The organism is Halogeometricum limi (assembly GCF_900115785.1).
Taxonomy (GTDB): domain Archaea; phylum Halobacteriota; class Halobacteria; order Halobacteriales; family Haloferacaceae; genus Halogeometricum; species Halogeometricum limi.
In genome coordinates, this window is the sequence record NZ_FOYS01000004.1 from 227,679 (window position 1) to 252,952 (window position 25,274).

A 25,274-nucleotide genomic window follows, 5' to 3' on the forward strand; every position below is an offset into this window, starting at 1 on the left:
GTTACTGACCTCCGATGGAGTCTGCGTCGCGCTGGGTCTCGCGCAACTGGAGGATGTCGCCCTCGCGGACGGGGCCCAGCACGTTCCGCGTGATGATTCGGCCCTTGTTCGAGCCCTCGCGGATTCGGCACTTGACCTGCATGGCTTCGCCATGCATCCCGGTCTTGCCAACGATCTCGATGACTTCAGCAGACGTCGAGTCGCTGGCGGTCTCTTCTGCGCTCATGGTCGATTACTGGAGTTCCTCGACCTTCGCGGCGATGTCTTCGACCTGTTCGGCCGCCTCGCCGGCGTCGACGATGGCGGCGGCGGCGGAGCCGACTTCGAGACCGGCGGCGTGACCGACTTCGTCCTGCGTCTCGATGAAGATGTACGGGATGCCCTTCTCCTCTGCGAGTTCGGGGAGGTGCATCACGATCTCCTCGGGGGAGACGTCTTCCGCGACGAGGACGAGTTCCGCGTTACCGCGCTCGACGGACTTCGTCGTCTCGTTCGTTCCTTTCTTTACCGTGCCTGTGTCTCGTGCGACCTCGAGCGCCTCGAGGGCGTCCTCTGCGAGGTCGGCTGGGACGTCGAATTCTACGTATACTGCCATGTTGTTCACCTATTCCTGCTCGCGGGCTCGACTTCCTCGCCGGCGGACCTTCGTGGTCGCGGTCGTTCCCTCTCGGCGAGGAGCATTCATCAACCCCGGACAGGCTGTACACTCAGGTTGCTCAGGACCCCATAAAAACGTGTCCAATGCTCCCCTGCCGTGTCACCCGTCCACACGACGGTCTGCGGCACATTCACGCCCCCTCGAACGTCCGTTCGAGACAGCGCTGACTCGGCTTCGGAAACTGGCTTTGCCGACCCCCTCGAAGGACGGGTATGACGCTCTCGGCTCTCGCTTCTCGTCTCCGCTCCGACGCACGCCGGACGAACCAACGACGGCTCCTCGTCCTCGCGGGCGCTCGCGACGCCGGCATCGACGCCGCCTTCGACGTCCTCGACGGGGCCGACGTCCCCGACGACGAGGTGACGTTCGTCACGGCTCGGGAGGGGTTCCGGTTCGACCGCGTCCACCCCAAGCACGCCGGGACGCTCCTCGGCACCACGCGGACCGCCGTCGTCTGCGACGCGCACGAAGACTTCTCGCCGAACGTCGTCGGTCGTCTCGCGGGCGTCGTCGACGGCGGTGGTCTGTTCGTCCTCCTCACCCCGCCGCTCGGGGAGTGGCCCGCGACGGACGGTTCGTTCGAGGAGTCGCTGGCCGTCCCGCCGTACGCCGTCTCGGACGTCGGCGGCCGCTTCCGGGAACGACTCGTCGACACGCTCCGAAGTCACTCCGGCGTCGCAGTCGCGAACGTCGACGACGGAACCGTCGAACGCGAGGGGGCGACGGACGCGCCGGCGTCGACCGGCGACTGGTCGTCGTCGTCCCCCCGAGCGCACGCCTTCCCCGCCGCCGCCTACGAGGCGTGCCGCACGAGCGACCAGTCCCGGACGCTTTCGGTCCTCGAACGACTCCGAGAGACGGACGAAGCCGTCGTCGTGGAGGCGGACAGGGGCCGCGGGAAGTCGAGCGCCGCCGGACTCGCGGCCGGGAGTCTCGCGGCCGCGGGAACCGACGTGCTCGTCACCGCGCCCGCCTATGACGGCGCACGCGAGGTGTTCGCTCGCGCCGTCGAACTCCTCGCGGAGACGGACTCGCTCGCCGAACACGACGACGAGGCGCACGTCGTCCGCGCCGTCGGCGGCGGCCGAATTCGGTTCGAGGACCCGCCGACGGCGGCGGGTCTCCCGGACGACCCGGACGTGGTCCTCGTGGACGAGGCGGCCGCGATTCCCGTCCGCTTGCTCGCGGCGTTCCTCGACGCGCCCGCGGCGGGCTTTTTCACCACCGTCCACGGCTACGAGGGGGCCGGACGGGGGTTCTCGGTCCGGTTCCGTGACCGCCTGACCGAGAGCGACCTGTCGGTCACCGAGGTGCAGATGGACGAACCCATCCGCTACGCCCGCGGCGACCCGGTGGAGACGTGGTCGTTCCGGACGCTCCTGCTCGACGCGCGACCCGCCGTCGACCCACTCGTCGCCGACGCGACGCCGAGTTCGGTCGAGTACCGCGCGCTCTCGGCTGACGAACTGGCCGCCGACGAACACCTGTTGCACGAGGTGTTCGGCCTCCTCGTCCTCGCGCACTACCGCACCGAACCGGACGATTTGGCCCGCCTCCTCGACGCGCCGAACCTCTCCGTCCGCGCACTCCTCCACGACGGCCACGTCGTGAGCGTCGCGCTCCTCGCCCGCGAGGGCGGACTCGACGAGGCGACCAGACGGTCGATGTACGAGGGCGCGAGGGTGCGGGGAAACATGCTCCCCGACGTGTTCACGAGCCAACTCCGCGACGAGGACGCCGCGGTTCCGGTCGGCTCCCGCGTCATGCGCATCGCGACGCACCACGCCGTCCGGTCCTCGGGGTTGGGGTCGAGACTCCTCGCGGAGATTCGGCGCGAGGCGGTCCGCGAGGGGAACGTCGACTACCTGGGCGTCGGTTACGGCGCGACGCCCGAACTGCTCTCCTTCTGGGACGACAACGACTACGGCACCGTCCACCTCTCGACGACGAGGAACGACACGAGCGGCGAGTACTCGGTGTTGATGCTCTGTCCGCTCTCCGAGGCGGGCCGGGAACTCCACGACAGACACGCCGACTGGTTCCTCGACCGGTGTTCGGGCGTCCTCGCGGACCCCCTCCGCGACGCCGACCCGGACGTGGTTCGCGCCGCGATTCGCGCCTGCGACGCCGCGCCACCGCTCGAACTCACCGACCGCGAGTGGCGCATCGTCGTCGGCGCGTCGTTCGGGCCGGGGATGTACACCACCGCACCCGACGCCTTCCGGACGCTCGCACTCGTCGCACTCGCCGCGGAAGACCCGGTCTGTACGGAGAGAGAGGGGCGACTGCTGGTCGGGAAACTGTTACAGGGACGACCGTGGCCCGTCGTCGCCGACGAACTCGACTACCACTCGCCGCGGAACGCGATGAAGGGACTCGGCGAGGCGTACGTCTCGATAGTGGAACGGTACGGGGCGGGCGTTCCGGCGGTCGAATCGGAACGGGCGCGGTTCGAACGCGACGAGAGCGGAGACTGAAGTCGCTCGCACCCGTCGCCCCGCGTATGAAGACGTGTGCGGAAGAAGGCTGTGCGGACCCGGCGGCCGTCCGCGTCTACGTGCCGTGGGGCGAGGACAGAGACGTCTGTACGGGGCACGCGCGGGCCCTCGTCCAACGAGACGGCGTCGTCGCCGAACCCCTGCCGGGGAGCGACGAAGACTGGCGGTGAGTCGGGTTCGCTCGTCGCCTCAGCGTATCTCCACCGCCATCATCACTTCGTCCACGTAGTCGTCGTCCATCTTGTAGTGGTTCTCGCGGACCGCTTCGGTCTCCCAGCCGTGCCGTTCGAGGAAGGCGATAGCCCCCTCGTTCGTCGACGGGATGGAGTTGTACAGTTTCTCGAAGCCGTGTTCTCTGGCCCAGTCGACGCCGCGTCCGAGGAGGCGACTCCCGAGGCCCTTCCCGCGGAACGACGCGCGCGTTCCGACGGTCAGGACCGCGGTGTGACGGAGTTTCCCCGTCTCCGGTAAGTCGAGGTGGACCCACCCGGCGAGTTCGTCTTCGACGGTGGCGACGAACACCATCCGCGAGCGAACCTCGTTGTGCCGGATGACGACCTCTTCGTGGTCTATCATGTCGCCCACCGTCTCCGCCTCGATGTACGTCCCCTCTTCGGCGACTTCGCGAATCGCGTCGACGAGCGCGTCCAGGTCGACTTGCTGTGCCATCCGGATGGTGCACTCGGTGCCGTCGTCCATCTCGAACGTCTGCGCGTCGCCCTCGTCGTACGCTACCTGTAGCTTGTCGCCGACCTTTCTGATGTAGCCGTCTCGTCGCAGGACGGTCAGGTGCGCTCCCAACGCGCCGGGGTCGAAGTTGAGCGCACGGCGGACGTCGTCCTCGCGGACGATTCCCTCCCGCTCGATGTAGTCGTAGATGTCCTTTCGGTCCTGGTGGTCGAACGTCAGCGCCTCGGTCACGTCCATGACACATGATACCATCTATCGGTAGTTAATGTTTTTTCGTGAAGGTAAGAAAATCCGGCTGAGAGACGTTATCCCGACGGCGTGTCGGTCAAGAGACGGGCGACGTCGCGTGCGCTGTGCGTCTGGAGGAGCACCTCCGCGGCCGTCCGAACCGTCGCGTCCGGGTCGACCCGAACCCCGTAGCACCGCGCGTACAGCGTCAGCCAGTCGTTCAGCGCGCGGTGAAGCAGTTCGAGTTCCGTCGCCGAGAACCGCACGTTTCGCCCGCCGGTGTGGCCTTCGAGGTAGACGCCCGTCACCGGCGCGACACCGCGGCGGACGTACGACAGCGCGCGTTCCTCCCGTTCGTCCTCGTCGGGCGACTCGAAGCGCCGTCGCTCCTCCCGCGCCGCGGCCGCCAACGACCGAATCTCCTCGTAGTACGAGGAGTGCGCGTGTGTCTCCGCCATCATCCCTCGTCGAAGACGACGCCCTTGCCGCCGCTTGGGTGGTGCCACTCGGTGTCGGCGACGACGGCGCACGTCCCGCACTCCACGCAGGGTTGCGTGTCGAGGCTGACGAGGCGTTCCTCGTGGCCGTTCGTTCGGACCAGTTCCTCGCGGTAACAGCCGCCGCCGAAGCCCTTCGCGCTGACCGGACAGGCCGTGATGGCCGCCCCACTCGCCTCGTAGGAGTCGTCCACGAGGACGATGTGGGGGTTGCCCACGTCGGTGTCGTACGTCAACTCGCCGATACGCTCCTCCAGACTCGGCGGTTCGACCCGACTCGTCTCCGTCACGCGCGTCCCCAACTCCTCCGCGATGACCGTCGGGAGCGTCACGTACGGGGTTCGCGTGTCCGGAACTATCGCGGCCAACCGCGGCGACCCGTACAGTCGTTCGAGGTTCCCGCCGAGTGCCCGGACGCCGAGGCGTCCGAGGCGGGAGGTCAGAAGCGAGTCGACCACCTCGGTCACGTCGTCGCGTTCGCCGACCGTTCGAACCAGGTCGTAGCCGCGGGGCCGGAGTTTGTCCATCACGCCCTCCTCGCGGAGTTTCTTCGCGTAGAGTCTCCCTGCCCTGTCCGGCTTGCCGCGTCCCTTCGCCTGCGCGTACGCCTCGGCGGCGAGTGCGCCCGCGGTGACGGCGTGGTTCATCCCCTTGATGATGGGACCTTGCGCCTGCATCTGTCCGGCGGCGTCGCCGACGACCAGCAGTCGTCCGGCGTGCGGTTCCCGCAACGCCACCTTCTTCGAGTCGGGGACGAGCTTCGCCGCGTACTCGCGTTCGCGGTAGTCCTCGCCTATCCACTGCGCCAAGAGCGGGTGCGTCAGCAGTGCGTCGAGCAGTTGGTGCGGTTCCGCCTCCTCGGCCACGAGACTGTCGAGGTGGAAGACGGTCCCGACGGAGAGCGAATCGCGGTTCGTGTAGAGGAATCCGCCGCCGCGAACGTCGCTGAACAGGTCGCCCGAGAACAGATGCGCGGCCCCCTCGTCCTCGCTCAGAGCGAACCGGTCGTTTATGGTCTCCGCGGGCATGTCGACGACGGCTTTGACGCCCTGGAACCACTGTCCGGGGTCCTCCCAGTCCATCAGTCCGGCGTCGCGCGCCAACTCCGAGGCGACGCCGTCGGCGGCGATGACCACGTCCGCCTCGATGGGGTCGAGTTCGTCCGTCGTGACGCCGCGTATCTCGCCGTCGTCGCCTCTGAGGAGGCCGTTCGCGCGGATGCCCGTGAGCAGTCCGCCGCCCGTCTCGCTGGTCATCTCGTGGACCTGCGATTCGAGCCACGAGTCCATCTTCCGGCGGAGAACGGCGTCGGCCCACTCGGTGTCGTGGTCGTGGAGTCGCCCGAGGTCGAACGTCTCCACCCGGTCGCCCGCGACGTTGTGGAGGTAGTACCGCGTCACCGGTCGCTCCGCGGCCTCCTCGCGGAAGTCGGGGAACAGGTCGTCGACGGTCACCGGCGCGGACTGTTCGGCGTAGATGAGTCCGCCCGAGACGTTCTTCGACCCCGCTTCGACGCCGCGTTCGAGTACCAGCGTCTCGATTCCGTATCGCGCCAGCGTCGCCGCCGCGGCGGCCCCGCCGGGTCCCGCGCCGACGACGACCGCTTCGTAGTGTTCGTGTTCGGTCATTCCTTGTCACCTCCCTCTCGCCGCCTGCTATCGCCCGCTCTCGCGCCGCCGTCCGTCGCCGCCTCCTCCGTCGCCGTCCCGAACGCGAACGTCCCCGCGCGAACCGACTCGGTCAGACGCGGGAGCACCTCGAACAGGTCGCCCTCGACGAAGAAGTCCGAGAAGTCGCGGATTCGGGCCTCCGGGTCGGTGTTGACGGCGACGATGGTCTCGGACTCGTCCATGCCGACCTTGTGCTGGACCGCCCCGGAGATGCCCGCCGCGACGTACAGTTTCGGCGCGACGACCTGTCCGGTCTCGCCTATCTGGCGGTCCTCGTGCGTGTACTCCTCTACGTGCGGGTCGAACGAGTATGACCCCGTGACGATACCGCGCGAGACGCCGACGGCGGCGTCGTCGAACGCGTCGGCGAGTTCCAGCGCCAACTCCATCCCGCGCGTCGGGTCCGCGCCGATGCCGCGTCCGACGGCGACGACCACGTCGTGACCCGAGAGGTCGACCCCCTCGTCCAGTCGTTCGTAGTCGCCGACGCTGACGCGGAACCAGTCGTCGGGCAGGTCGAGTTCGTGTTCGACGACGACGCCCTCGCGTTCTGGGTCCGGGTCCGGCACGTCGAAACTCCCGGGGATGACCGACGCTCCCTGCGGGTGGAACTCGCGTCGGGGGTTGTCCAGACAGAGGATGGTCGAGTACTCGAACCCCGAGAAGTCCGGCCGCTTCATGTGCAGGACGCGCTCGAACGTCCGCTTCGACCCCGCCGAACCGGTCTTCACCGGGTTCGAGATGACCTCCTCGTCGATGTAGAGCCCCGAGCAGTCGCTCGCGAGTCCCGAGTCCAGTTCCGCCTGGACGAGTGCGGACAGGTCGCGCCCGTTGTTCGTCGCCGGGAAGAGGAAGTAGCGCGGTTTGTCGTAGTCGCGCCACGCCTCCTCGCGGCCGCCGACGACGTCCCCGCCCTCGTGCGTCGCGCCGGCGCGGGCCATGTCGCAGACGATTTCGGTGTACGGTTTGTGCTGGAAGCGCGCGAGTCGCGGGTCGTCGTGAACGACGGCCACGTCCGCGCCGAGTGCGAGTACCTCCTCGGCGTGCTTCTGCACGTCGTCGCCGACGAGAACCGCCACGACGCGTTCGTCGCCCCCGGTGTCTCCGTCCGCACCGACGTCACCGTCCGTACCGTCTCCCTCGCCGCCGTAGCGGCCGTTGTAGTCGTCCATCAACTCGCGGGCCTTACCGAGCATCTCCTTCGACACCGAGACGAGTTCGCCCGCCTGCGTCTCGCAGTACACCCACATGTCGCGGTAGCGTCCGTCCCTGAGGGACCGAACGTGTCGCTTGTCACGCGTCGGGTGCGAGAGGTCCGGGTGGCGTTCCTCCGGCGAGCGGTCGTCGATTTCGGCCGCCTCGCCGTCCTCGTCCTCGCTACCCTGCACGGCGTCGAGTCGTCGCTGGACGAGACGCTTCACCGCGCCGCGGTCCTGTCCGGACTCTTCCTCTTCGAGGAGCCGTTCGAGTTCCGCCGGGTCGTCGAGGTTCTGGAGGGCGTTGCCGACTTCGGCGGCCGACATGGAGTCGAGGGTTATCTCGCCCGCGTCGGCGTCGTCGTCCTCGGTGAACTTCTCGATGCGACTCTCGACGAGGGCGACGACGGCGGGGCGGTTCTCGCCGGCCCGTTCGGTCTCCAGAATCTCGCGAAGTTCGTCGGGGTCCTCGACGTCCTTTATCTTCGGTCCCAGTTCGGAGATGTCGTACTCAGTCGGGTCGAGTGCCACGCTCAGTCACCCCCCGCGGCCGCGGCGTCGGAGGCGAACGGTCGCATCGCGTCCAACACCGCCCGCATCTCCGCCTCGTTCGCCGGGTCGACCATCGTCGCCTCGCGCTCTGCTGGCGGTTTGGGGATGGGGTCGACCGAGGAGACGATGGTCGGCGACCCGTCAAGCCCGATGTAGTCGGGGTCGACGTTGACGTCCGCGTGGTCCCAGACCGTCAGTACGTCCTCGTACGACTCCGCTCGCTCCCGCGCCGTCGCGCGGAGTTGCTTCAGCGTGAGTCGGTCTCGCGCCGTCCGATAGGAGGGTTCGAACTCGGGGTCGACGACGACGAACGCCGGGAGGTCCGTCTCCACCGTCTCCACCTCCGCGATGTCACCCTCGACGAGACGCCGTGCGCGGACGCGACCCGCCTTCTCGTCGACGTCGAGGGCGACAGCGTGCGTTATCATCGGCATATCCAGACACCAGCAGGTCTGCGGACCGGTGTGGCCGGTCTCCCCGTCGGCCGTCTTGAACCCCGCGAACACGAGGTCCGGGACGCCGAGTTCCTCGATGGCGGCGCTGAGCGTGATGGCCGTCGCCCACGTGTCGGCGGCGGCCATCTCGCGGTCCGAAACGAGGTAGAGGTCGTCGGCGTACGCCGAGGCCATCGCCTCCTGAAGCACCTCTTTGTACCCCGGCGGCCCCATGCTCATCACCGAGACGCGGCCGTCGTGTCGAACGCGCGTCTGCAACGCCGCTTGAAGCGCGTGCGCGTCGTTCGGGTTCATCACCGTCGGTGTCTTCCCGCGTTCGAGGTGGCCGTTCTCGTCGAACGAGACCTTACCCTCTCGAAAGTCGGGGACACCCTTCGTCAGGACGAGTGTGTGCATCGTTGACTCCCCACGTACCGGAGTCGGGCGACAGTTCCTTAACGATTATTCTGGAAAGAATGAGCGTCGGTCGTCAGACGCGCCCTGCGCGGCCGGGGTCGACGTCGATGGCGTCGACGGGACAGACGTCAACGCAGAGCATACAGTCGATACACTGGTCTTCACGGGCGGGTTCGACTTTCACCTCGGACTCGGGGTGGTCGGGCGTGTCCACCCACGAGAACACGTCGACGGGGCAGTCTTCGAGGCACGCACCGTCGCCGATGCAGATGTCGAAGTCGACGGCGACGTGCGTCCCGTGGATACCGAGTTTCTCCGGCGGGTCGACCGGTCCCCAGACGGTCACGCCCTCGTTCTCGTCGACCGGTTCGCGGTTCGTCTCGAAGTTCGGGTCTATCGGCATACCCCGAAGATGACCACGAGTTCGCTTAAACCTACGGCACCGGCGGGCACACGATATTTCCGCGCCGGGGGCGAACGACGGCCATGGACGTTCTCGCTCTCGTCGCCATCGCCCTCGCCGTCCTCGGCGTCGTCGGCACCGTCGTTCCCCTCCTCCCGGGCGCACTGCTGTCGCTCTCCGGCGTGTTCCTCTACTGGTGGTCGACGGGCTATACGGACCCCTCGCTGCCCGTCCTCGCCGCCCTCGTCTTCGTCGGCCTGTTCACCGTCGCCATCGACTACTTCGGCGGAGCCATCGCGGCGCGGGCGGGCGGCGCCTCCGCGGTCACGACGGGTCTGGCCGTCGTCGTGGGCCTCGTCCTCCTCGTCGTCACCGGTCCGGTCGGCTTCCTGCTGGGCATCGCCGCGACGGTCTTCCTCGCCGAGTTCTACCGCAACGACGACGCCGAGGCGAGCGCTCGAGTCGCCTTCTACGCCACCGTGGGCGTCCTCGCCTCGACGGTGATGCAGGTACTGCTGACGGGTGCGATGCTCGTCGTCCTCCTCCTCGCGGTGTTCTTCTGAGGAAACTCTCCTCAGAAGTCGTCCGACGACGGCGTGCATCTAGAAGGCGCACTGTTCGACGAGAGGCACATCGGTAGGGAACTCCCGGAGATGACGGCGTAAGCCGTGATTACGTGTGCTCCAGATATTCCGCCGAGTGGCCTCATACTCCCCATACCCGTCGTATACGAGAGACGTATCTTCGAGGAACTGCGTGTTCCTGAATTTGAAACTCTCTGGCTCGATAGCCGAGAGGTTAGTGATGCGCGGAGCGGTTCCCACGGACGACACTAGATATGAAGAAAGGGCTCTGTTGAAATCATCCGGAACTGACAGAATCCACGTGCGAGATACAGAGGGCGTGTTCAGCAACTCGTCCGTACCTATCTCACGCGACCGTCAGTCGAGTCACTCCCTGCGAAGGTGCGCGGAGGCTTCGCGACGGCCTGCGCGTAACAGGAGGACGCCGAGCGCGACGAACCAGACGATCTGGGTCAGCCCGAAGACGCCACCGCCGATCTCACCGAGCGCTGGAATCGCCGAGAGGATGCCTGCACCTCCGACCACGAGCCCGAGATAGTTCACCAGCCGGTGGAGCGCCCGCGTCCGGAGCGCGACCACGCTCACGAGTAGCGTCCAGAGGCCGCCGACGATCTCGTTGCCGCCGCCCAGCCCGTCGATGACCGGACTGACCGCCAACCAGACCGTCGTCGCCTGCGTCGGGTCGGTGCTGTAGAGGTCGACGACGACGTCCGTCGCGAGGGTGGCGACCATCCCACTGGCGATGACGAGCCCGGCCCAGATGAGCCCGAACGCGGTCGTCGCTCGCATCAGCATCGGTGCCCCGGCCGCGAGGCGCTCGTGGAGCGTCAGCACGAGCGCCACCAGTACGATGCCGAAGACCACGTAGATGAGCAGGTACATCGCGGACAGCGTCGTCTCGTTCGCGGCGAACAACTCGACCTGCTGGAGCGCCCCGGTGACGCTCGCGAAGTCGAGGACGACGAGGAAGTACGCGATTCCGGCCACGTAGATGGCCGCCTCGGTCAGCGCGGCAAGGCCGCCCACCGTCAGATAGTTCCAGCGGCCCACCGTGGGCGACTGCTCGATGCTCTCCCCTACTTGACCGGTCGTTGCTGCCATTCGGTTTCTGTCGTGGTGACATTACCGCCGGAGGAGATAGCCCTGTCGTACACGGTTCTCCCCCACGATGGAGCGCGAGCGGCCAGTGGACTACGCGAGTGGATTCCGACCGAGCATCGTCGCGATGCCGGCGAACACACGCAGGAGCGGTCGCTGAACCACCCACGGAAGTCCTGCGAGACGCACGTCCGCTCGGTGGTGAGAGAGAACTGCCGCCACCGCGAACAGATCGGGATAGCTCACAGTAGCGCTGCGGCGCTCGGCTCGTGGAGTCGTCGACCACTCAATCGGTACGACCGTCGCGTCTCAGCCGTGGCGATACGAGCGAGATGCTGGTGGCGGCCGCTCCCGAAGCGAGGATGACGAGGATTCCGGCGTCCGGGGTTCCCCGGAGGACGTACGCAATCCCGATGATGAGTACACCCCAGACGAGTACGTTGGCGAGAACGAGACGCTCGCCGGGACTCTGGAGCGCCTTCCGAACGTTGTAACCCATGCCCTCTGGACGCCAGAAACGGAGATAGCCCTTGTGCTTCCGCTGTAGTGGGGCTGAAGGCTGTTGTGTGGTTCGCGGGGGTCACAAACGGAGTCTTCCAGTCTGACTCGATTCGAGTACTGTGACGTTGGGCCGACCCGTCTGACCGACTCGCGCGCTATATTCAAGCAGCGGCCTCAACAAACTATCAACAGTTGAGGGTTTCAACAGAGCCGAAGAAAGTAAAATTATATTGATGTGCGACGTTCGTGTCGGTGTCCGTGGGACACCCACACAGGGTGTGCTCTGATTCGAAGGTGCGTCGGACTACATCGACGAGAACGACCCAGGCTGGCCCTCCATCGAGTTCGTATTCCAAGCAGCCTCGGATTTGCAGTCGTTTGATGAAGGACTATATTCTCGCGACGGCCCGTACCGGCGCGCCGTCCGCATCTACCTTCAGCGGAAGCACCAGCAACTCGAACCGGTCGGGCACCGCGTCGAGGTTCGTCAGATTCTCGACTATCAGCAGTCCCGCCCCGAGGAGTGCGTGGTGTGCTGGAACGCCTCCGTCGCCGTCCGTTGGGTCCGGACTGAGCGCGTCGATACCGACGTGAAAGTCTCGTTCGGCGCATCGCTCGGCCGTCTCCGGTGCGAGGGAGGGATGCGCGAACATCTCGTCTGACCCCCACTTCTCGGCCCATCCCGTCCGGAAGACGAGCATCTCGTCTGTGTCCGCCGCGTCGTTCGGTTCCGGAACCGCGTCGGGACCGATGGCCTCGTTCGCGCCGACGCCGCGACAGTCCACGACGCGAGCGTCGAACCGGAACTCGTCCGCGTCGAACGCGCCCAGCGAGTCGCCCTCGCTTTCGGTGTGCGCCGGGGCGTCGACGTGGGTTCCGGTGTGCGTGCCGAGTTCGAGACGCGAGACGCGGTAGCCGTCGGACTCCTGCGTCGCGTGCGGCGCTACCGAGACGGCGGGGTCGCCGGGGTAGGTAGGCATCCCGGACTCGACCGAGCGCGTGAGGTCGACGAGACGTGTCATCGGTCGTTCCCCCGGGCCTACTTGTGCGCCCAGTAGACGACCGACTCGTCGCCGTCCGCGTCTCGCGAGTCGCCGTCGTGCCCGTCGACCCTGACGAAGCCGAGGCGCTCGAACTGCACCACGTCGTCCGCGTCGGTGTCGGCGAAGTCGGGTTCGGCCACGCCCGTCACGTCGCCTTCCATCGTCCGCATCCGAACGGTGACGTTGTCCTCGGCGGGGGCCCAGTGAACCACGTCCACGTCGCCCGACCGGACGACTTCGATGCTGTCGTCGGTGTGGACGAGGGCGTCGCCCTCTCGGCGGACGCATCCGTACCCCTTCAGCCAGGTTCGGTCGCCCTCCGCCGGCACGTCGTCGGGTTCGACGACGACGCCGCCCGTCACGGGGACGGTCCGGTCGCCGCGTTCCTCGTGGTCCGGGTGGAGTGCGGGGTGGCCCGCGTCCGGTCCCCCCTCGACGGCGAACCGCTCTCCGTCGCGGACGAAGAAGTAGCGGTCCGACTCGTCGTCGACGATGTCGCGGTTGTTCGCGTAGATGGCCGACATCGACAGGTCCACGTCCGAGGTGGAGGTGCCGAGTTCGAGCATCGCGTCGACGACGGCCGACCCGCGGATACCGCGGCGACGGAGGCTCTTCAGCGTCGGGGCGCGCGGGTCGTCCCAGCCGTCGAGTTCGCCCGCGTCTATCTTCTCTTTGAGCGTCGAGGTAGACATCTTCACGTCGTAGGCGTCCACCTGCACGTGGCCCCAGTGGACGACTTCGGGGTAGTCCCAGCCGAAGTAGTCGTAGAGGAACTGCTGGCGCTTCGCGGAGTCCTGCAGGTCGATGCCGCGGATGATGTGCGTGACGCCCGTGAGGTGGTCGTCGACGCCGGACTGGAAGTCGAGCATCGGCCACGCGCGGTAGTCCTCGGCCTCGGGACGCGGGTGGGGAGTGTCGACCATCCGGAACGCCACCCAATCGCGCAGCGCGGGGTTCTTGTGCTCGATGTCCGTCTTGATTCGGAGCACCATCTCGCCGGAGGAGTACTCCCCGTCGACCATCGCCTCGAACTCCTCGCGCGTCGTCTCTACGTCCTTGCCGCGGTGCGGACACGGTTCGCCGGCGTTCTTCAACTCCGAGAACGCCTCGCCGGAGCACGAACAGGTGTACGCGCCGCCCATCTCGATGACCTCGCGAGCGTGGTCGTAGTACGTCTCCATCCGGTCGGAGGCCGTGATGACCTCGTCCGGTTCGAAGCCGAGATAGTGGACGTCTTCGAGGATGGCGTCGTACGCCTCCAGGTCCGGTCGCTTCGTCTCGGGGTCGGTGTCGTCGTAACGGAGGACGAACGACCCGTCGTAGAGGTCTTTGTACGTGCCGATGACGGCCGGCATCCGCGCGTGGCCGATGTGCCACGGACCGTTCGGGTTCGGCGCGGCGCGCATCCGCACCTCGTCGTAGTCGTCGGCGTTCGGCAAGTCGGGCAGGACCTGGTCGTCTCCTTCGTCTTCGGCCTCCATCTCGGCCAGTTCCTCGGGAGCCAACTCTTCGAGTCGCGCCCGCTTCTCTTCCGTGGAGAGGCCGTTGACGCGACTCACGACGCCGCCGATGACGCCCGGAATCTCGCCGCCGTGGGGTCGGAACTCGGGGTTCTCGCCCATGAGCGGCCCCATGACCGCCCCAACGTCGGCGTCGCTCTCGTACTTGACCGCGTTGAGGAGGGCGTGCTTCTCCGCCTCGCGCTCGACGCGCTCTCGTAACTCGTCGTCCATTACCCTCTCGTTCCGCACGCCGAGTGAAAACAAGCCCGGATTCGGGCACACCTCCGCCGTGCCCACCGTACGGGCGCACGGGTAGGGGTACGTTAGCAATTGTCAGTCGAGACGTAAAACGCTTTCTGCGGTGTGTATCGGTGTTTCGGACGAGAGACCGCACGGACGGCGCGCGACGCGCCGAACCGACGGCGTCAGTAACCGCGAGTGATGAGGTAGTCCGCGATGTCCTCTAACAGCGACCGGGCCTCGTTGTCCGGGAGGACTTCGAGGTGGCGTTTCGCGCGGTCGGTGAGGTCCTGTGCCTTCTCGCGAGCGTAGTCGATGGACCCGGCGTCGTCGAGTTCGGCGACGGCGGCTTCGACGTCCGCCTCGGTGACCTCGCTGACCGTGTCGGCGGCGACGAGGCCGTCCACGTCGACGCCCTGTTGGCGGGCGTGAAGCGTGATGAGCGTCTCTTTGTTCTCGACGAGGTCCGAGCCTCGCTGTTTGCCGAGTCGCTCCGAGGAGACGGTCAGGTCGAGCACGTCGTCCTGTATCTGGAACGCACAGCCGGAGTCGATTCCGTAGCGGTAGAGCGCCTCGATTATCTCCTCGTCCGCTCCCATCAGCGTCGCCGTGATGGACGCCGCCGCGCCGTAGAGCACGGCGGTCTTCAGTTCGACCATCTCCAGGTACTCCTCGGGGAGCACCTCGGTTCGCTGTTCGAACTCGATGTCGACGGCCTGTCCCTCGCAGATGCGCGTACAGGTCGTCGCGAGCAATCGGACGGCTTCGAGGCCGTCGGCGGGGTCCGCCCCCGTGCCGGTCATCAACTCGAACGCCTTCGCGTAGAGCGTGTCGCCCGCGAGGATGGCCGTCTCGGTGTCGTACTCCTTGTGGACCGCGGGGACGCCGCGACGGAGGTCGTCGTCGTCCATGATGTCGTCGTGGATGAGCGTGAACGACTGGATGACCTCGATACTCGCGGCGGCGGCCATCACGTCGATGCTCGTGCCGTCGAGCGACGGGAACGAGCGGTAGTCTTCCGTCAAGGGGTCGACGTCTGCGAGTGCCTCGGCGGTGAGCAACGCCACCGTCGGGCGGAGTCGCTTCCCGCCGGCCTGTAGGAGATACCGCGTCGCCTCGTACAGACGGGTCGGCTCCGCCATCGGGACGTCCTCGTCCAACGCGTCGTTGACGAGTTCACGCCGCGCTCTGACCGCCTCGAGTACTCGCTCCTCCGTCGCTTCCGAACTCATCTCACTCCACCAGCTGAATCATGTTGCCGTTCCGCGTGACGTGGAGGTCACGACCCAACGCGTACCCCTGCGACTCGCAGAGGTCCACGTACGGCGAGAACCCTTTGAGGTTCTGGTGGGCCGGGATGACGTGTTGCGGCTGCAGTGCGTCGAGCATCTGGTAGTGCCCCTCCTCGCGGAGGTGGCCCGACACGTGAATCTCGTCGTAGATGCGCGCGCCCTGCATCTTCAGGAGACGCTCGGACTGGTAGCGCTGCCCCTCGTTCGTCGGTTCCGGGATGACCCGGGCCGAGAAGATGACCTTGTCGCCGTCCTCGATTTCGTACGGCGTCTCGCCGCGGCCCATGCGGGTGAGCATCGCGCGAGGCTCTCCCTGATGGCCGGTGACGATGGGCAGGAAGTTCTCTTTGCCCTCCTTCATGATGCGCTTGAACGTGCGGTCGACGGACTTACGGTGGCCGTACATCCCCACGTCGTCGGGGAAGTCCACGAAGCCGAGTCGCTCTGCGGTGCCCGAGTACTTCTCCATCGAGCGTCCGAGGAGGACGGGTTGGCGACCGATGTCTTTGGCGAACTCGACGATGGAGGAGACGCGGGAGACGTGCGAGGAGAACGTCGTGGCGACGATGCCGCCGTCGTAGTCCTCGATGGAACGGATGGTGTCTTCGAGGTGCTTGCGCGCGACGGACTCGGAGGGCGTGCGGCCCTTGCGCCCGGCGTTCGTACAGTCCTCGATGTAGGCGAGGACGCCGTTACCCTCGCGGCCAATCTCGCGGAACCGCTGCATGTCGATGGGGTCCTCGATGACCGGCGAGTGGTCCATGCGCTTGTCGAGACCGTAGACGATGGCCCCTTCCGGCGTGTGGAGGACGGGGTTGATGGCGTCGATGATGGAGTGGGTGACGTGGACGAACTCGAGTTCGACCTGTCCGGAGTCGCCGATGGACATCGTCTCGCCCGCACTCATCTTCACGAGGTCGTTGTTGACGTTGAACTTGTTCTCGCCTTCGACCTGCTGTTTGACCAGTTCGATGGTGAACGGGGAGGCGACGACCGGCGCGTCGTATCGGTGCGCCAGTTTCGAGATGGCGCCGATGTGGTCGAGGTGGCCGTGCGTCGGCACGATTGCTTTGACGTCCCCTTCGAGGTCGGACATGACCCGGTCGTCCGGGATAGCGCCCATGTCGATGAGGTCGAGGCTGTGCATCTTTTCGGTCTCCACGTTGTCGTGGATGAGGACCTGGCTGAGGTTCAGGCCCATGTCGAAGACGACGACGTCGTCGCCTGCGCGGACCGCGGTCATCTGGCGACCGACTTCTTCGTATCCGCCTATGGTTGCAATTTCGATTTCCATGGTTTTCCGAGCATTGAAAGCCACAACTGTGGCGCGGGTGCTCACTGAAACGCCCCGCCGGTTCCCGACCCGCCGTCTCACGGCGAGTCACGTCACGGGACTGAACGGCCCCGGCATCTTACAGCACGTCGGTCGTCGGCCCCGCGTGTGGCGATTCCGGCCGCCACACTTACCCGCGGGTGTATCGGTAGATGAGGCTACACACTGGGGTATTAAAAACTACGTGGGTTAGTCGCGGCGCGGTGCCGCGCGCGTTCGCCAACGTCGAGAACGGCGAGAGCGGACGCGACGGTGTGAGGATGTGTGTGACTCACAGAAATCGGCCGTCCGTTCGGCACATTTAATACCGAAACCCGATGCGTTGTGTCCATGAGCGGACGACCCCTCGACGTACTCGAGGCCTCGCTAGACGAATCCGTGACTGTCAACCTGAAAGACGGCAGTTCGTACCACGGGACGCTGGCGGGCTACGACCAGCACATGAACGTCGTACTCGAAGCTCCCGCGGAGGAAGAGGAGGCCATCCTCGGAGAGATAGAAGTGACGCCAGTGGAAGACACAACCATTATACGCGGCGATAACGTCGTGACCATCAAAGCATGACGGGAGCAGGAACCCCGAGCCAAGGAAAGAAGAACAAGACGACGCACGTGAAGTGTCGTCGCTGCGGAGAGAAGTCCTACCACGTGAAGAAGAAGCAGTGCTCGTCCTGTGGCTTTGGCAAATCCGCCAAACGCCGCGGCTACGAGTGGCAGTCGAAAGCGGGCGACAACTGAGTCTCCCCTGCGAACCGAATCTTCTCTCACTCTCCTCGCGTCCCAGCGGTGCCGCTCTCCTCGTTCGTCTCTCGTCTCGTCTGCGTTTCGTCTCCCCCATCTCCCTCCGCTCCCCGCTTCGTCCACGGCGTGAGAGCGCTCTCGTGACACCGACGCCGTCGATGCGTCGAGGGCGAACGGACCGTCCGTCGTCCGGAGGTTCGCGACGAGAATATACACAATCGTGTGCATCTTAGCGTGTCGAACCCGGCAAAGAACACACAAGGACGGGTTTTTTACCGCTCGGCTTCCGTACCTTCTCCTATGTCAGACGGGCGGGACGCTCAGACCCCCACACCCGGACGGGACGCCGGCCGACAGCAACCGACAGCCGAAGACCTCTCGGGTCCGACGGAGAAATGCGGCGTCGTCGGCGTCGCCCTCGCGGACCGCGCCGCCGCGCGGCCCCTGTACTACTCGCTGTACGCTCTCCAACACCGCGGGCAGGAGTCGGCGGGAATCGTCACCCACGACGGGTTCCAACAGCACAGCCACGTCGAAGTGGGCCTCGTCGGCGACGTGTTCGACGAGGGGAACCTCGACTCGCTGGCGGGGTCGACGGGCATCGGCCACGTCCGCTACCCCACCTCGGGCGGGCTGAACTCCTGCTGTGCGCAACCGTTCTCCGTCTCCTTCAAGTCGGGGTCGCTCGGCCTCGCGCACAACGGCAACCTCGTCAACGCCGACGAGATTCGCGACGAACTCGAAGACCTCGGCCACGCGTTCACGTCCGAGGGCGACACCGAGGTCATCGCCCACGACCTCGCGCGGAACCTCCTCGAAGAGGACCTCGTCCGCGCGGTCAAGCGCACGATGCAGCGCATCCACGGGTCGTACTCGCTGACCATCATGCACGACGAGACGGTGCTAGCCGTCCGCGACCCCGAGGGGAACCGACCGCTCTGCATCGGCGAACTCGACGACGGCTACGTCGTCGCCTCGGAGTCCGCGGCCATCGACACCCTCGACGGCGAACTCGTCCGCGACGTGCGACCGGGCGAACTCGTCGTCCTCGAACCGGACGGCTCCGGCTTCGACTCCTACCAACTCGTCGAACGCGACAACACCGCCCACTGTTTCTTCGAACACGTCTACTTCGCCCGGCCCGACTCCGTCATCGACGAGACGCTCGTCTACGAGGCGCGCCGCGGCCTCGGCCGAAAGCTCTGGGAGGAGTCCGGCATCGAGTCCGACGTCGTCATGCCCGTCCCCGACTCCGGTCGCGCGTTCGCCTCCGGCTACGCCGAGGCGGCCAACGAGACGACGCCCGACGGCGAACCGCGCGACGGCGACGACAGCGTCGAGTTCGCGGAGGGGCTGATGAAGAACCGCTACGTCGGGCGGACGTTCATCATGCCGACGCAGGACGAACGCGAACGGGCCGTTCGACTCAAACTCAACCCGATAAAGAGCACTATCGAGGGTCGCTCGGTCACCATCATCGACGACAGCATCGTCCGCGGCACCACCTCCCGCCAACTCGTCCAACTCGTCCGCGACGCCGGCGCGGAGGAGGTCCACGTCCGCATCGGCGCGCCACCCATCGTCGCGCCGTGTTACATGGGCATCGACATGGCGACCAGGGAGGAACTCATCGCCGCCGACAAGACCACCGAGGAGATTCGCGACGAGATAGGCGCCGATAGCCTCTCGTACCTCTCTATCGACGCCATCGCCGACGTGCTGGGCGAGTCTCGACTGGACCTCTGTCTCGGCTGTGTGACGGGCGAGTACCCCTACGACATCGACGGCGAGACGACCGACAGAGCCGTCGAACGTCCGTTCATCGGCGACGACACCGCGACGGCGGACGACTGAGGACCGACGCTCGCCGGCGCGACGCGTTCGTTCCGACTACCTGTCAGACGATGCGCTGTTTATGTCCGTTCGAGACGTAAGAACGCTATGAACTCCGAATCGTCTCCTTCCGAACCGGACGAGTTTCGCGTCCTTCTCGTCGGGAGGGAGGCGTGGCGGCGGTCCACGGCGTCGCGTCTCGAACCGCGCGGCGTGACCGTCGTCGAAGGGCCGCCGGGGACCGTCTCGAACGTCGACGCCGTCGTGGCGCCGCGGGCCACCGTCCCGAACGGCCTCGTCCCCCCACCGGAAGTGCTCAACCGCGTCACCGACGGCATCTTCGCCCTCGATAGCGAGTGGACCGTCACCTACGCGAACGACCGGATTTGCAACTACTATCGCAGGCGGGGCGCGACCGACTCGTACTCACCGGAGACGAGCGACTCCGACGAGTACGAAGCGCACCGGAGAGCCGAGTTGCGCGAGTTCGTCGGCGGTCACTTCTGGGACTTCGTCGTCGACGCGGAGGAGACGGCCATCTACGAGGCGGCGCACCGCGCGATGGAGGACCAGCGACCGGTCGAACTCGAAGCGTACTACGAACCGTTGGACCGCTGGTTCGCGACGAGTATCTTCCCCTCGGCGACTGGACTGACGGTTCTCGTCCGCGACGTGACCGAGGTGAGAGAGAACGAACGGGAGTCCAGAGAGCTTCATACCATCCTGAGCGTCGTGAGCGACGGCGTCTACGCGACGGACGCGGAGGGACGGATACGCTGGCTGAACGACGGCTACCTAGAGATGACCGGCTACGACCGCGAGGAACTCATCGGCCAAGTGGGGGCCGGGTTGCTCTTCGACTCCAGCGAACGGGAACGCGCGGTGGCCACCCGTGAGTCGGTCGCCGCGGGCAGCGAGACGCCCGTCGTCTTCGAGACGGACCTGCGGCACGCGGACGGGAGTCCCCTCCCCGTCGAGACGCGCGTCTCGGCCCTGTTCGACGACGGGGAGTACCGAGGAACGGTGGGCATCGTCCGCGACGTGACCGAACGACGGCGGCACGAACGACAGGTACGGACGCTCACCGAGACGGCGCGGGAGTTGCTCTCCGCGTCGGACGCGGCCACCGTCGCGCGCGTCGTCGCCGACGCGGCAGTCGAGGGGTTGGGGTTCGAAGGCGCGGCGGTGTGGCGGCCGGAGGAGTCGGCGAACTACCTCGTTCCGACCGTCTTCGCTGGCGGTGCGCGGCGGGCGTACGCCGCAATCGGGCAGACCGGCGCCGCTGGTGACCGGACGGCGTGGTCGGTGTTCGCCGACCGCGAGACGCGCACCGAGGCGGACGCGGACGACCCGCCGTTCGCGGCGACCGTCTGGGTGTCGCTCGGCCCCTACGGCGTTCTCGTCTGCGGGTCGGACGCGGCGTCGGCGACGGACGCGACGGAGGTGGTTCGCGCCCTCGCGAACGACGCGGTGGCGTCGTTCGCGCGCCTCGACAGCGAACGGATACTGTCGTCGCAGACGACCGAACTGACCGAACACCGGCGTTCGCACGAGTCGCTCGACCGGTACTTGGACGTCTACACCGACGTCATCTCGGCGGTCGTCTCCGCGGACTCTCGCGAAGAGGTGAACGAACTCCTCTGCGCGCGCCTCTCGGACCACGAGGGCGTGGACTTCGCGTGGGTCGGCGAACGAACTCCGACGGGCCGAGTCGTCCCTCGGTCGTGGAGCGGAGACGCCGTCGCGTACCTCGATTCGGCCTCCGACTGGACCGGCGAACCGGCAGTCCGTGCGGCGGCCGATGGACGTACCGTCGTCGTCCACGACGTGTGGGCGGGCGTCGACGACGAACCGTGGCGGCGCGACGCGACGGCGCGCGGGTTCCGGTCGGTCGTGAGCGTCCCGCTCACGCACCACACGCGTGACTACGGCGTCATCTCGCTCTACGCGGGCGAGGCGAACCAGTTCGACGCGGACGCCGTCGAACTGTTCGAGACGCTCGCCGCGTTCGTCGCGTTCGCCATCGGTGCCGTCGAACGGACGGCGTCGTTCCTCTCGCGAGGCCCCGTCGAGTTGACGTTCGAGGTGACGGACCCCGGCTTCCCGCCGTTGGCCCTCGCGCGGCGACTCGACCGGTCGCTCCGTCTCGACGGCGCCTCCCGATTCGTCGGCGGCCACATCGTCACGACGCTCTCCGTCCCCGACTGCACCGAGGCGGAGATTCGCGCCGCCGCCGCCGAGATGGCGTCCATCGACTCGGTGACCGTGACGCGAGTCGAAGGCACGAATCTCCGCGTCGAGGCATCCATCGTCGCCTCGCACGCCTACCGCGAAATCGCGGCGCAGGGCGCGGTGTTGAAGTCGCTCGAGTCGACGCCGACGGCGGCCCTCGCGACGTTCCTCGCGTCCGAGGCGACGGACAGTCGCGCACTCGCCGACGTCATGTCGATAGTCTACCCCGACACGCGCCTCGTCTCGAAACGCTCGGCGGCGGGCGCGACGGCGTCGGGCGACACGCTCGGGGAACTCACCACCCGACAGTACGAGGTGTTCATCACGGCCGTCCGCGGGGGCTACTTCGAGTCGCCGCGACGCCACACCGGCGAACAGCTCGCCGACGAACTGGGCATCTCCGCGACGGCGTTCCACAAGCACCTCAGAACGGTCGAACGGAAGTTGTTCGAGCGGCTCGTTGACCGGGGGGTTGTGTAAGCAACCCCTCCTCGACGAAGGGGTGGACAGCACAACCACGAGAATGAGACGACTAGCACGCGAGAGACGGTTGTCGATACCGAATCGGGACGACCCGACGACGACTGACGATGATACATCAACGCGACGGCAGGCGGTCGGCGGAACTCGTCGAAGAGGTAGCACTCCGCGGGGAGCCGCAACAGCCGGTTTGTATGGCCGTCGTCCGCGCGTTGTCACGGGCCTGCGGAGTCGAGCCGGAGCGGCTCGACCCGCTGTACCACGTCGTCGACCCCGAAGCCATCGACGCGCTGTTCGTCTCGCACGACGAGACACCCCGGACGCTCGCGGTCGACTTCGGCTACCGTGACTTCGACGTTCGGGTCACCCCCGACCGCGTCACGGTGTGGAGGCACCCAGAAGACTGACCCGAGACACCGCGGGACGCCGGCGGGTTCGGTCCCACCGGTCACCGTGCGAGATACCGCGCTCCCCGTCGGCGCTCTGCGACCGTTCTTTCAGTACACGAGATACAGCAGGACGTACACCACGTCGCCGAGAACGAACGAGACGAGCCACAGCGACGCGGCGACGCGCCCGACCAGTCTGTGCCGCGTGTCGTAGATGTCCGCGACCGGACGCGTGAGCGCCAAGAGGAGAACGTAGTACAACAGCGGGATGCACGCGACGGCGAGGAGGATGTGCACGGCCAACGTCGGCAGATAGACGAACCGGTACACGACGTCGGGGCCGGGGAACGCCGTCGTCCCCTCCAGAACGACTTTGTAGAGGTAGAGGACGAGGAAGGCGACGAACAGTCCGAGCGTCGTGAGCATGAACGCGCGGTGTCGCGCCACGTCGCCGCGTCGGATGGCGCGGACGCCGAGGACGATGGTGACGATAGCCGTCGTACTCAACACCGCGTTGACGTGCGGAACGGCGGTGAGTACCGCCGGAGAGGCGCGCGGGAACACCGACTGCGGGATGTAGCCCAGAACCGCACCGAAGACGAGTGCGAGAGAGACCAGACTCAAAAGCGCCGCGACGCCGGGAACGTGGTCTCGAACACGAAGTTCCATGTCCGGAGAGGGAGTCCGGACGGGCAAAACGATGCCGACAGACCGACGGCGCGACAGTGGCGACTGCGAACGCCCGACACGACACTGGCGAAAGGAAACTCATTTAAATTACCCCGGATAACGAAGGAGTGCAACAAGACACAGCGAGCGTGGGTAGCCAAGCCAGGCCAACGGCGCAGCGTTGAGGGCGCTGTCTCGTAGGAGTCCGCCGGTTCAAATCCGGTCCCACGCATCGCAAGGGTGGTCGAACCGACCACCGTACCGAGGCGACCACAGTCGCCGCGGCAACACGATGCAGGTGATCTCCCTTCCGGGACATCACCCACGCACAATCCTTCCGACGCTAACTTCCGAGCGACCGCCCCACGGTTCGCTCGCCCTCGATATCGACGCGGAGAGTCTCTCTTTCCTCACCGGGACGCGAGCCCGACGCCCTCGGCCAGCAGTTCGTGCGAGCGAAGCGCGTCTTCGTGGTCGGGGACGACGTGCTGAATCATCACCTCGTCCACGCCGACGCGGTCCGCGAGTTGCTCCAGAATCCGGCTCAGCGTCTCCGGACTGCCCGAAATCGCTCGCGGCCACTCGTCCTCGTCGAGCGTCGCGGGGGTGGGGTCGGGGACGTCGCCGAGTTCGTCGATTGCCTCTTCGACCGACGGCGCGGGACCGACCTCACCGCGTCGCATCCGTTCGTACGACGCCTCCGACACCGCTCTGAGTCGCGCCGCCTTCTCGTCCGTCTCCGCGCAGACGGCGTTGACGGCGACCATCCCCTGCGGGTCGTCGACGCCGCCGGGGGACGCCGGACGCGGCGACGACCGGAAGGCGTCGCGGTAGTCCTCGAAGGCGTACTCGGCGAACTGCGGCCGGATGAACGCCGCGAAGCAGTAGCGAAGGCCGAGTTCGCCCGCTATCCTCGCACTCGACGTACTCGACCCGAGGGCCCATGGCACCGGTGGCTCGGCCCCCGACCGCGGAATCGACAGGTCGGCGTAGGCGTGCCCCTCGGGGTAGTCGTCGAACAGGTGCGAGACGACGGCTTCGACCTTCTCGCGGTGGTCCTCGTCGGGGTTCTCGACGTGGCGTTCGGTTCCGAGTGCGCTGTCGACGGCCGGCGAACCGTTGGCTCGACCCAGTCCGGCGTCGATGCGACCCGGCGCGAGGCCGTCCAGCGCGCCGAACAGTTCGGCGACTTTGAACGGACTGTAGTGGTTCAACAACACCGCCCCGGAGCCGAGACGTATCGACTCCGTCTCCGCGGCGAGATGGCCGAGGAGCACTTCGGGCGTCGTTCCGGCGAGGGCCTGCGGGACGCCGTGGTGTTCTGCGACCCACACGCGGGAGTAGCCGAGTCGCTCGGCTTGCCGGGCGATTTCGACGGTGTTCGCGTAGGCGTCTGTCGCGGTGCCACCGCGCGGAACCGGCGAGAGGTCGACGACGGAGAGGTTCACACCCGAGGTGAGAGCGTGGGCCGAATAACGGTTCGGCTCGCGGCGGTCTCTCGGTTCGCCTCGCCGGGGTTCCGTCTCGCGTCCGGTGCCGCGATTTTAAAAGGATAGAGACGGTAGAGAGTGCCATGCCGAAGTACTCCACCGGAGGCGGGGGCGGCGGGAGCGACGGCGAGAGCTGTGAACTCTGCGGTCGCTCGACGCCGAAACTCCGCCGCGCCAACGTCGCCGGGGCGAACCTGCTCGTCTGCCCGGACTGCGCGCCGCACGACGACTCCCGACACGGGAAGCGCCAGTCTTCGGACGACGACGCGTCCGGCGGCGAGCCGAGTCGCAAGAAGCGCGCCGCCCAGCGACAGGCGAAGATGTACGACCAGGCGAAGGGCGACGCGAAGCACTGGGAGAAGGAGGGGACGAACTACGAGAAAGACCGCCTGCCGTACCTCGTCTCCGGCTACGGCGGCGTCGTCGAACAGGCCCGACAGGACGCCGGTCTGACGGCCGAAGAGTTGGCCGACGAACTCGAAACTGACGAGAAGGCCATCCTCGCCGTCGAGCAGGGACGGGCGACTCGCGCGGGCGTCGGGGGGTCGCTCATCCGCAAACTCGAAGAGCGACTGGACGTCGCGCTGGTGGACGAGTAACGTCTT

General features: G+C 66.8%; 25 protein-coding genes and 1 tRNA gene. 10 read left to right on the forward strand and 16 right to left on the reverse strand.

Going from position 1 to position 25,274, the window contains the following annotated elements; all coding sequences use genetic code 11:
- Position 1: 1 nt before the first annotated feature.
- The gene (locus tag BM282_RS13050) at positions 2 to 226 is read right to left on the reverse strand and encodes a 30S ribosomal protein S28e (RefSeq protein ID WP_089881790.1); all 225 of its coding nucleotides are present in this window, start codon (positions 224 to 226) and stop codon (positions 2 to 4) included.
- Positions 227 to 232: 6 nt separating this feature from the next.
- A complete protein-coding gene (rpl7ae, locus tag BM282_RS13055) occupies positions 233 to 595 on the reverse strand; it encodes a 50S ribosomal protein L7Ae (protein ID WP_089881793.1) in 363 nt (120 codons plus the stop codon).
- A 275-nt stretch (positions 596 to 870) separates the two neighbouring features.
- Between rpl7ae and tmcA the strand changes: the two genes are divergently transcribed.
- Both tmcA and BM282_RS18570 read left to right on the forward strand, forming a co-directional pair.
- The gene (tmcA, locus tag BM282_RS13060) at positions 871 to 3,135 is read left to right on the forward strand and encodes a tRNA(Met) cytidine acetyltransferase TmcA (protein WP_089881796.1); all 2,265 of its coding nucleotides are present in this window, start codon (positions 871 to 873) and stop codon (positions 3,133 to 3,135) included.
- A gap of 26 nt (positions 3,136 to 3,161) precedes the next feature.
- Positions 3,162 to 3,326, forward strand: coding sequence for a hypothetical protein (locus BM282_RS18570; RefSeq protein WP_175501531.1), 165 nt, complete (start codon positions 3,162 to 3,164; stop codon positions 3,324 to 3,326).
- Positions 3,327 to 3,345: 19 nt separating this feature from the next.
- Here BM282_RS18570 and BM282_RS13065 read toward each other — a convergent pair whose 3' ends face one another.
- The 6 genes from BM282_RS13065 to BM282_RS13090 form a co-directional block, all read right to left on the reverse strand.
- Entirely contained in the window at positions 3,346 to 4,083 is a 738-nt protein-coding gene (locus BM282_RS13065) for a GNAT family N-acetyltransferase (protein ID WP_089881799.1), read from the reverse strand.
- 68 nt (positions 4,084 to 4,151) lie between these two features.
- Positions 4,152 to 4,532 carry a hypothetical protein gene (locus BM282_RS13070; RefSeq protein ID WP_245758363.1) on the reverse strand — a complete coding sequence of 127 codons (381 nt, stop codon included), beginning with the start codon at positions 4,530 to 4,532 and terminating at the stop codon, positions 4,152 to 4,154.
- Positions 4,532 to 6,199: an FAD-dependent monooxygenase gene (locus BM282_RS13075; RefSeq protein WP_089881805.1), complete on the reverse strand. Its 1,668-nt coding sequence runs from the start codon at positions 6,197 to 6,199 to the stop codon at positions 4,532 to 4,534. Before BM282_RS13075 ends, BM282_RS13070 begins: the two co-directional genes overlap by 1 nt.
- Positions 6,196 to 7,968 (reverse strand): electron transfer flavoprotein subunit alpha/FixB family protein, encoded by a 1,773-nt coding sequence (locus BM282_RS13080; protein WP_089881808.1) that lies wholly within the window; start codon positions 7,966 to 7,968, stop codon positions 6,196 to 6,198. Before BM282_RS13080 ends, BM282_RS13075 begins: the two co-directional genes overlap by 4 nt.
- 2 nt (positions 7,969 to 7,970) lie before the next feature.
- On the reverse strand, positions 7,971 to 8,840 hold the full coding sequence (locus BM282_RS13085) for an electron transfer flavoprotein subunit beta/FixA family protein (protein WP_089881810.1): 870 nt from the start codon (positions 8,838 to 8,840) through the stop codon (positions 7,971 to 7,973).
- Positions 8,841 to 8,913: 73 nt separating this feature from the next.
- Positions 8,914 to 9,243, reverse strand: a complete 330-nt coding sequence (locus BM282_RS13090; protein ID WP_089881811.1) for a 4Fe-4S dicluster domain-containing protein — start codon at positions 9,241 to 9,243, stop codon at positions 8,914 to 8,916.
- 83 nt (positions 9,244 to 9,326) lie between these two features.
- Here BM282_RS13090 and BM282_RS13095 point away from each other — a divergent pair, with 83 nt between their 5' ends.
- Positions 9,327 to 9,806, forward strand: coding sequence for a DUF456 domain-containing protein (locus BM282_RS13095; RefSeq protein ID WP_089881813.1), 480 nt, complete (start codon positions 9,327 to 9,329; stop codon positions 9,804 to 9,806).
- A gap of 387 nt (positions 9,807 to 10,193) precedes the next feature.
- On the opposite strand, the gene BM282_RS13105 is transcribed toward BM282_RS13095, so the two are convergent.
- The 6 genes from BM282_RS13105 to BM282_RS13130 form a co-directional block, all read right to left on the reverse strand.
- A complete protein-coding gene (locus BM282_RS13105) occupies positions 10,194 to 10,928 on the reverse strand; it encodes a hypothetical protein (RefSeq protein ID WP_245758364.1) in 735 nt (244 codons plus the stop codon).
- A 283-nt stretch (positions 10,929 to 11,211) separates the two neighbouring features.
- Positions 11,212 to 11,424, reverse strand: a complete 213-nt coding sequence (locus BM282_RS13110) for a hypothetical protein (protein ID WP_089881819.1) — start codon at positions 11,422 to 11,424, stop codon at positions 11,212 to 11,214.
- Positions 11,425 to 11,815: 391 nt separating this feature from the next.
- On the reverse strand, positions 11,816 to 12,448 hold the full coding sequence (locus BM282_RS13115) for a cyclase family protein (protein ID WP_089881821.1): 633 nt from the start codon (positions 12,446 to 12,448) through the stop codon (positions 11,816 to 11,818).
- 17 nt (positions 12,449 to 12,465) lie between these two features.
- Positions 12,466 to 14,202, reverse strand: coding sequence for a glutamate--tRNA ligase (locus BM282_RS13120; protein ID WP_089881822.1), 1,737 nt, complete (start codon positions 14,200 to 14,202; stop codon positions 12,466 to 12,468).
- 194 nt (positions 14,203 to 14,396) lie between these two features.
- Positions 14,397 to 15,443, reverse strand: a complete 1,047-nt coding sequence (gene idsA3 / locus BM282_RS13125) for a geranylfarnesyl diphosphate synthase (RefSeq protein ID WP_089881823.1) — start codon at positions 15,441 to 15,443, stop codon at positions 14,397 to 14,399.
- Position 15,444: 1 nt separating this feature from the next.
- Positions 15,445 to 16,797 (reverse strand): ribonuclease J, encoded by a 1,353-nt coding sequence (locus BM282_RS13130; RefSeq protein ID WP_089881825.1) that lies wholly within the window; start codon positions 16,795 to 16,797, stop codon positions 15,445 to 15,447.
- Positions 16,798 to 17,166: 369 nt separating this feature from the next.
- On the opposite strand from BM282_RS13130, the gene BM282_RS13135 reads away from it, so the two are divergent.
- The 5 genes from BM282_RS13135 (at position 17,167) to BM282_RS13155 (ending at position 22,528) form a co-directional block, all read left to right on the forward strand.
- On the forward strand, positions 17,167 to 17,400 hold the full coding sequence (locus BM282_RS13135) for an LSM domain-containing protein (protein WP_089881827.1): 234 nt from the start codon (positions 17,167 to 17,169) through the stop codon (positions 17,398 to 17,400).
- Entirely contained in the window at positions 17,397 to 17,573 is a 177-nt protein-coding gene (locus BM282_RS13140) for a 50S ribosomal protein L37e (RefSeq protein ID WP_089881829.1), read from the forward strand. The genes BM282_RS13135 and BM282_RS13140 overlap by 4 nt, the downstream gene beginning before the upstream one ends.
- Before the next feature lie 303 nt (positions 17,574 to 17,876).
- Complete coding sequence (purF, locus tag BM282_RS13145) at positions 17,877 to 19,430, forward strand: amidophosphoribosyltransferase (protein WP_089881831.1); 1,554 nt, start codon at positions 17,877 to 17,879, stop codon at positions 19,428 to 19,430.
- 87 nt (positions 19,431 to 19,517) lie between these two features.
- Positions 19,518 to 22,121, forward strand: coding sequence for a PAS domain-containing protein (locus BM282_RS13150; protein ID WP_089881833.1), 2,604 nt, complete (start codon positions 19,518 to 19,520; stop codon positions 22,119 to 22,121).
- A 110-nt stretch (positions 22,122 to 22,231) separates the two neighbouring features.
- Positions 22,232 to 22,528: a HalOD1 output domain-containing protein gene (locus tag BM282_RS13155; RefSeq protein WP_281244797.1), complete on the forward strand. Its 297-nt coding sequence runs from the start codon at positions 22,232 to 22,234 to the stop codon at positions 22,526 to 22,528.
- Between the two features lie 90 nt (positions 22,529 to 22,618).
- Here the strand turns inward: BM282_RS13155 and BM282_RS13160 are convergent, their stop codons facing one another.
- A complete protein-coding gene (locus BM282_RS13160; protein WP_089881837.1) occupies positions 22,619 to 23,179 on the reverse strand; it encodes a DUF420 domain-containing protein in 561 nt (186 codons plus the stop codon).
- 147 nt (positions 23,180 to 23,326) lie between these two features.
- Here BM282_RS13160 and BM282_RS13165 point away from each other — a divergent pair.
- Positions 23,327 to 23,411 (forward strand) — tRNA-Leu (locus BM282_RS13165).
- Between the two features lie 178 nt (positions 23,412 to 23,589).
- Here the strand turns inward: BM282_RS13165 and BM282_RS13170 are convergent.
- Positions 23,590 to 24,627 (reverse strand): LLM class flavin-dependent oxidoreductase, encoded by a 1,038-nt coding sequence (locus BM282_RS13170; RefSeq protein WP_089881839.1) that lies wholly within the window; start codon positions 24,625 to 24,627, stop codon positions 23,590 to 23,592.
- A 125-nt stretch (positions 24,628 to 24,752) separates the two neighbouring features.
- Here BM282_RS13170 and BM282_RS13175 point away from each other — a divergent pair, with 125 nt between their 5' ends.
- Positions 24,753 to 25,268 (forward strand): helix-turn-helix domain-containing protein, encoded by a 516-nt coding sequence (locus tag BM282_RS13175; RefSeq protein ID WP_089881840.1) that lies wholly within the window; start codon positions 24,753 to 24,755, stop codon positions 25,266 to 25,268.
- The last annotated feature ends 6 nt before the right edge of the window (positions 25,269 to 25,274 follow it).

Coding starts and splice junctions, on each gene's coding strand:
- BM282_RS13050 (WP_089881790.1), bottom strand. CDS start 226: ATGAGCGCAGAAGAGACCGCCAGCGACTCGACGTCTGCTGAAGTCATC.
- rpl7ae (WP_089881793.1), bottom strand. CDS start 595: ATGGCAGTATACGTAGAATTCGACGTCCCAGCCGACCTCGCAGAGGAC.
- tmcA (WP_089881796.1), top strand. CDS start 871: ATGACGCTCTCGGCTCTCGCTTCTCGTCTCCGCTCCGACGCACGCCGG.
- BM282_RS18570 (WP_175501531.1), top strand. CDS start 3,162: ATGAAGACGTGTGCGGAAGAAGGCTGTGCGGACCCGGCGGCCGTCCGC.
- BM282_RS13065 (WP_089881799.1), bottom strand. CDS start 4,083: ATGGACGTGACCGAGGCGCTGACGTTCGACCACCAGGACCGAAAGGAC.
- BM282_RS13070 (WP_245758363.1), bottom strand. CDS start 4,532: ATGGCGGAGACACACGCGCACTCCTCGTACTACGAGGAGATTCGGTCG.
- BM282_RS13075 (WP_089881805.1), bottom strand. CDS start 6,199: ATGACCGAACACGAACACTACGAAGCGGTCGTCGTCGGCGCGGGACCC.
- BM282_RS13085 (WP_089881810.1), bottom strand. CDS start 8,840: ATGCACACACTCGTCCTGACGAAGGGTGTCCCCGACTTTCGAGAGGGT.
- BM282_RS13090 (WP_089881811.1), bottom strand. CDS start 9,243: ATGCCGATAGACCCGAACTTCGAGACGAACCGCGAACCGGTCGACGAG.
- BM282_RS13095 (WP_089881813.1), top strand. CDS start 9,327: ATGGACGTTCTCGCTCTCGTCGCCATCGCCCTCGCCGTCCTCGGCGTC.
- BM282_RS13105 (WP_245758364.1), bottom strand. CDS start 10,928: ATGGCAGCAACGACCGGTCAAGTAGGGGAGAGCATCGAGCAGTCGCCC.
- BM282_RS13110 (WP_089881819.1), bottom strand. CDS start 11,424: ATGGGTTACAACGTTCGGAAGGCGCTCCAGAGTCCCGGCGAGCGTCTC.
- BM282_RS13115 (WP_089881821.1), bottom strand. CDS start 12,448: ATGACACGTCTCGTCGACCTCACGCGCTCGGTCGAGTCCGGGATGCCT.
- BM282_RS13120 (WP_089881822.1), bottom strand. CDS start 14,202: ATGGACGACGAGTTACGAGAGCGCGTCGAGCGCGAGGCGGAGAAGCAC.
- idsA3 (WP_089881823.1), bottom strand. CDS start 15,443: ATGAGTTCGGAAGCGACGGAGGAGCGAGTACTCGAGGCGGTCAGAGCG.
- BM282_RS13130 (WP_089881825.1), bottom strand. CDS start 16,797: ATGGAAATCGAAATTGCAACCATAGGCGGATACGAAGAAGTCGGTCGC.
- BM282_RS13135 (WP_089881827.1), top strand. CDS start 17,167: ATGAGCGGACGACCCCTCGACGTACTCGAGGCCTCGCTAGACGAATCC.
- BM282_RS13140 (WP_089881829.1), top strand. CDS start 17,397: ATGACGGGAGCAGGAACCCCGAGCCAAGGAAAGAAGAACAAGACGACG.
- purF (WP_089881831.1), top strand. CDS start 17,877: ATGTCAGACGGGCGGGACGCTCAGACCCCCACACCCGGACGGGACGCC.
- BM282_RS13150 (WP_089881833.1), top strand. CDS start 19,518: ATGAACTCCGAATCGTCTCCTTCCGAACCGGACGAGTTTCGCGTCCTT.
- BM282_RS13155 (WP_281244797.1), top strand. CDS start 22,232: ATGATACATCAACGCGACGGCAGGCGGTCGGCGGAACTCGTCGAAGAG.
- BM282_RS13160 (WP_089881837.1), bottom strand. CDS start 23,179: ATGGAACTTCGTGTTCGAGACCACGTTCCCGGCGTCGCGGCGCTTTTG.
- BM282_RS13175 (WP_089881840.1), top strand. CDS start 24,753: ATGCCGAAGTACTCCACCGGAGGCGGGGGCGGCGGGAGCGACGGCGAG.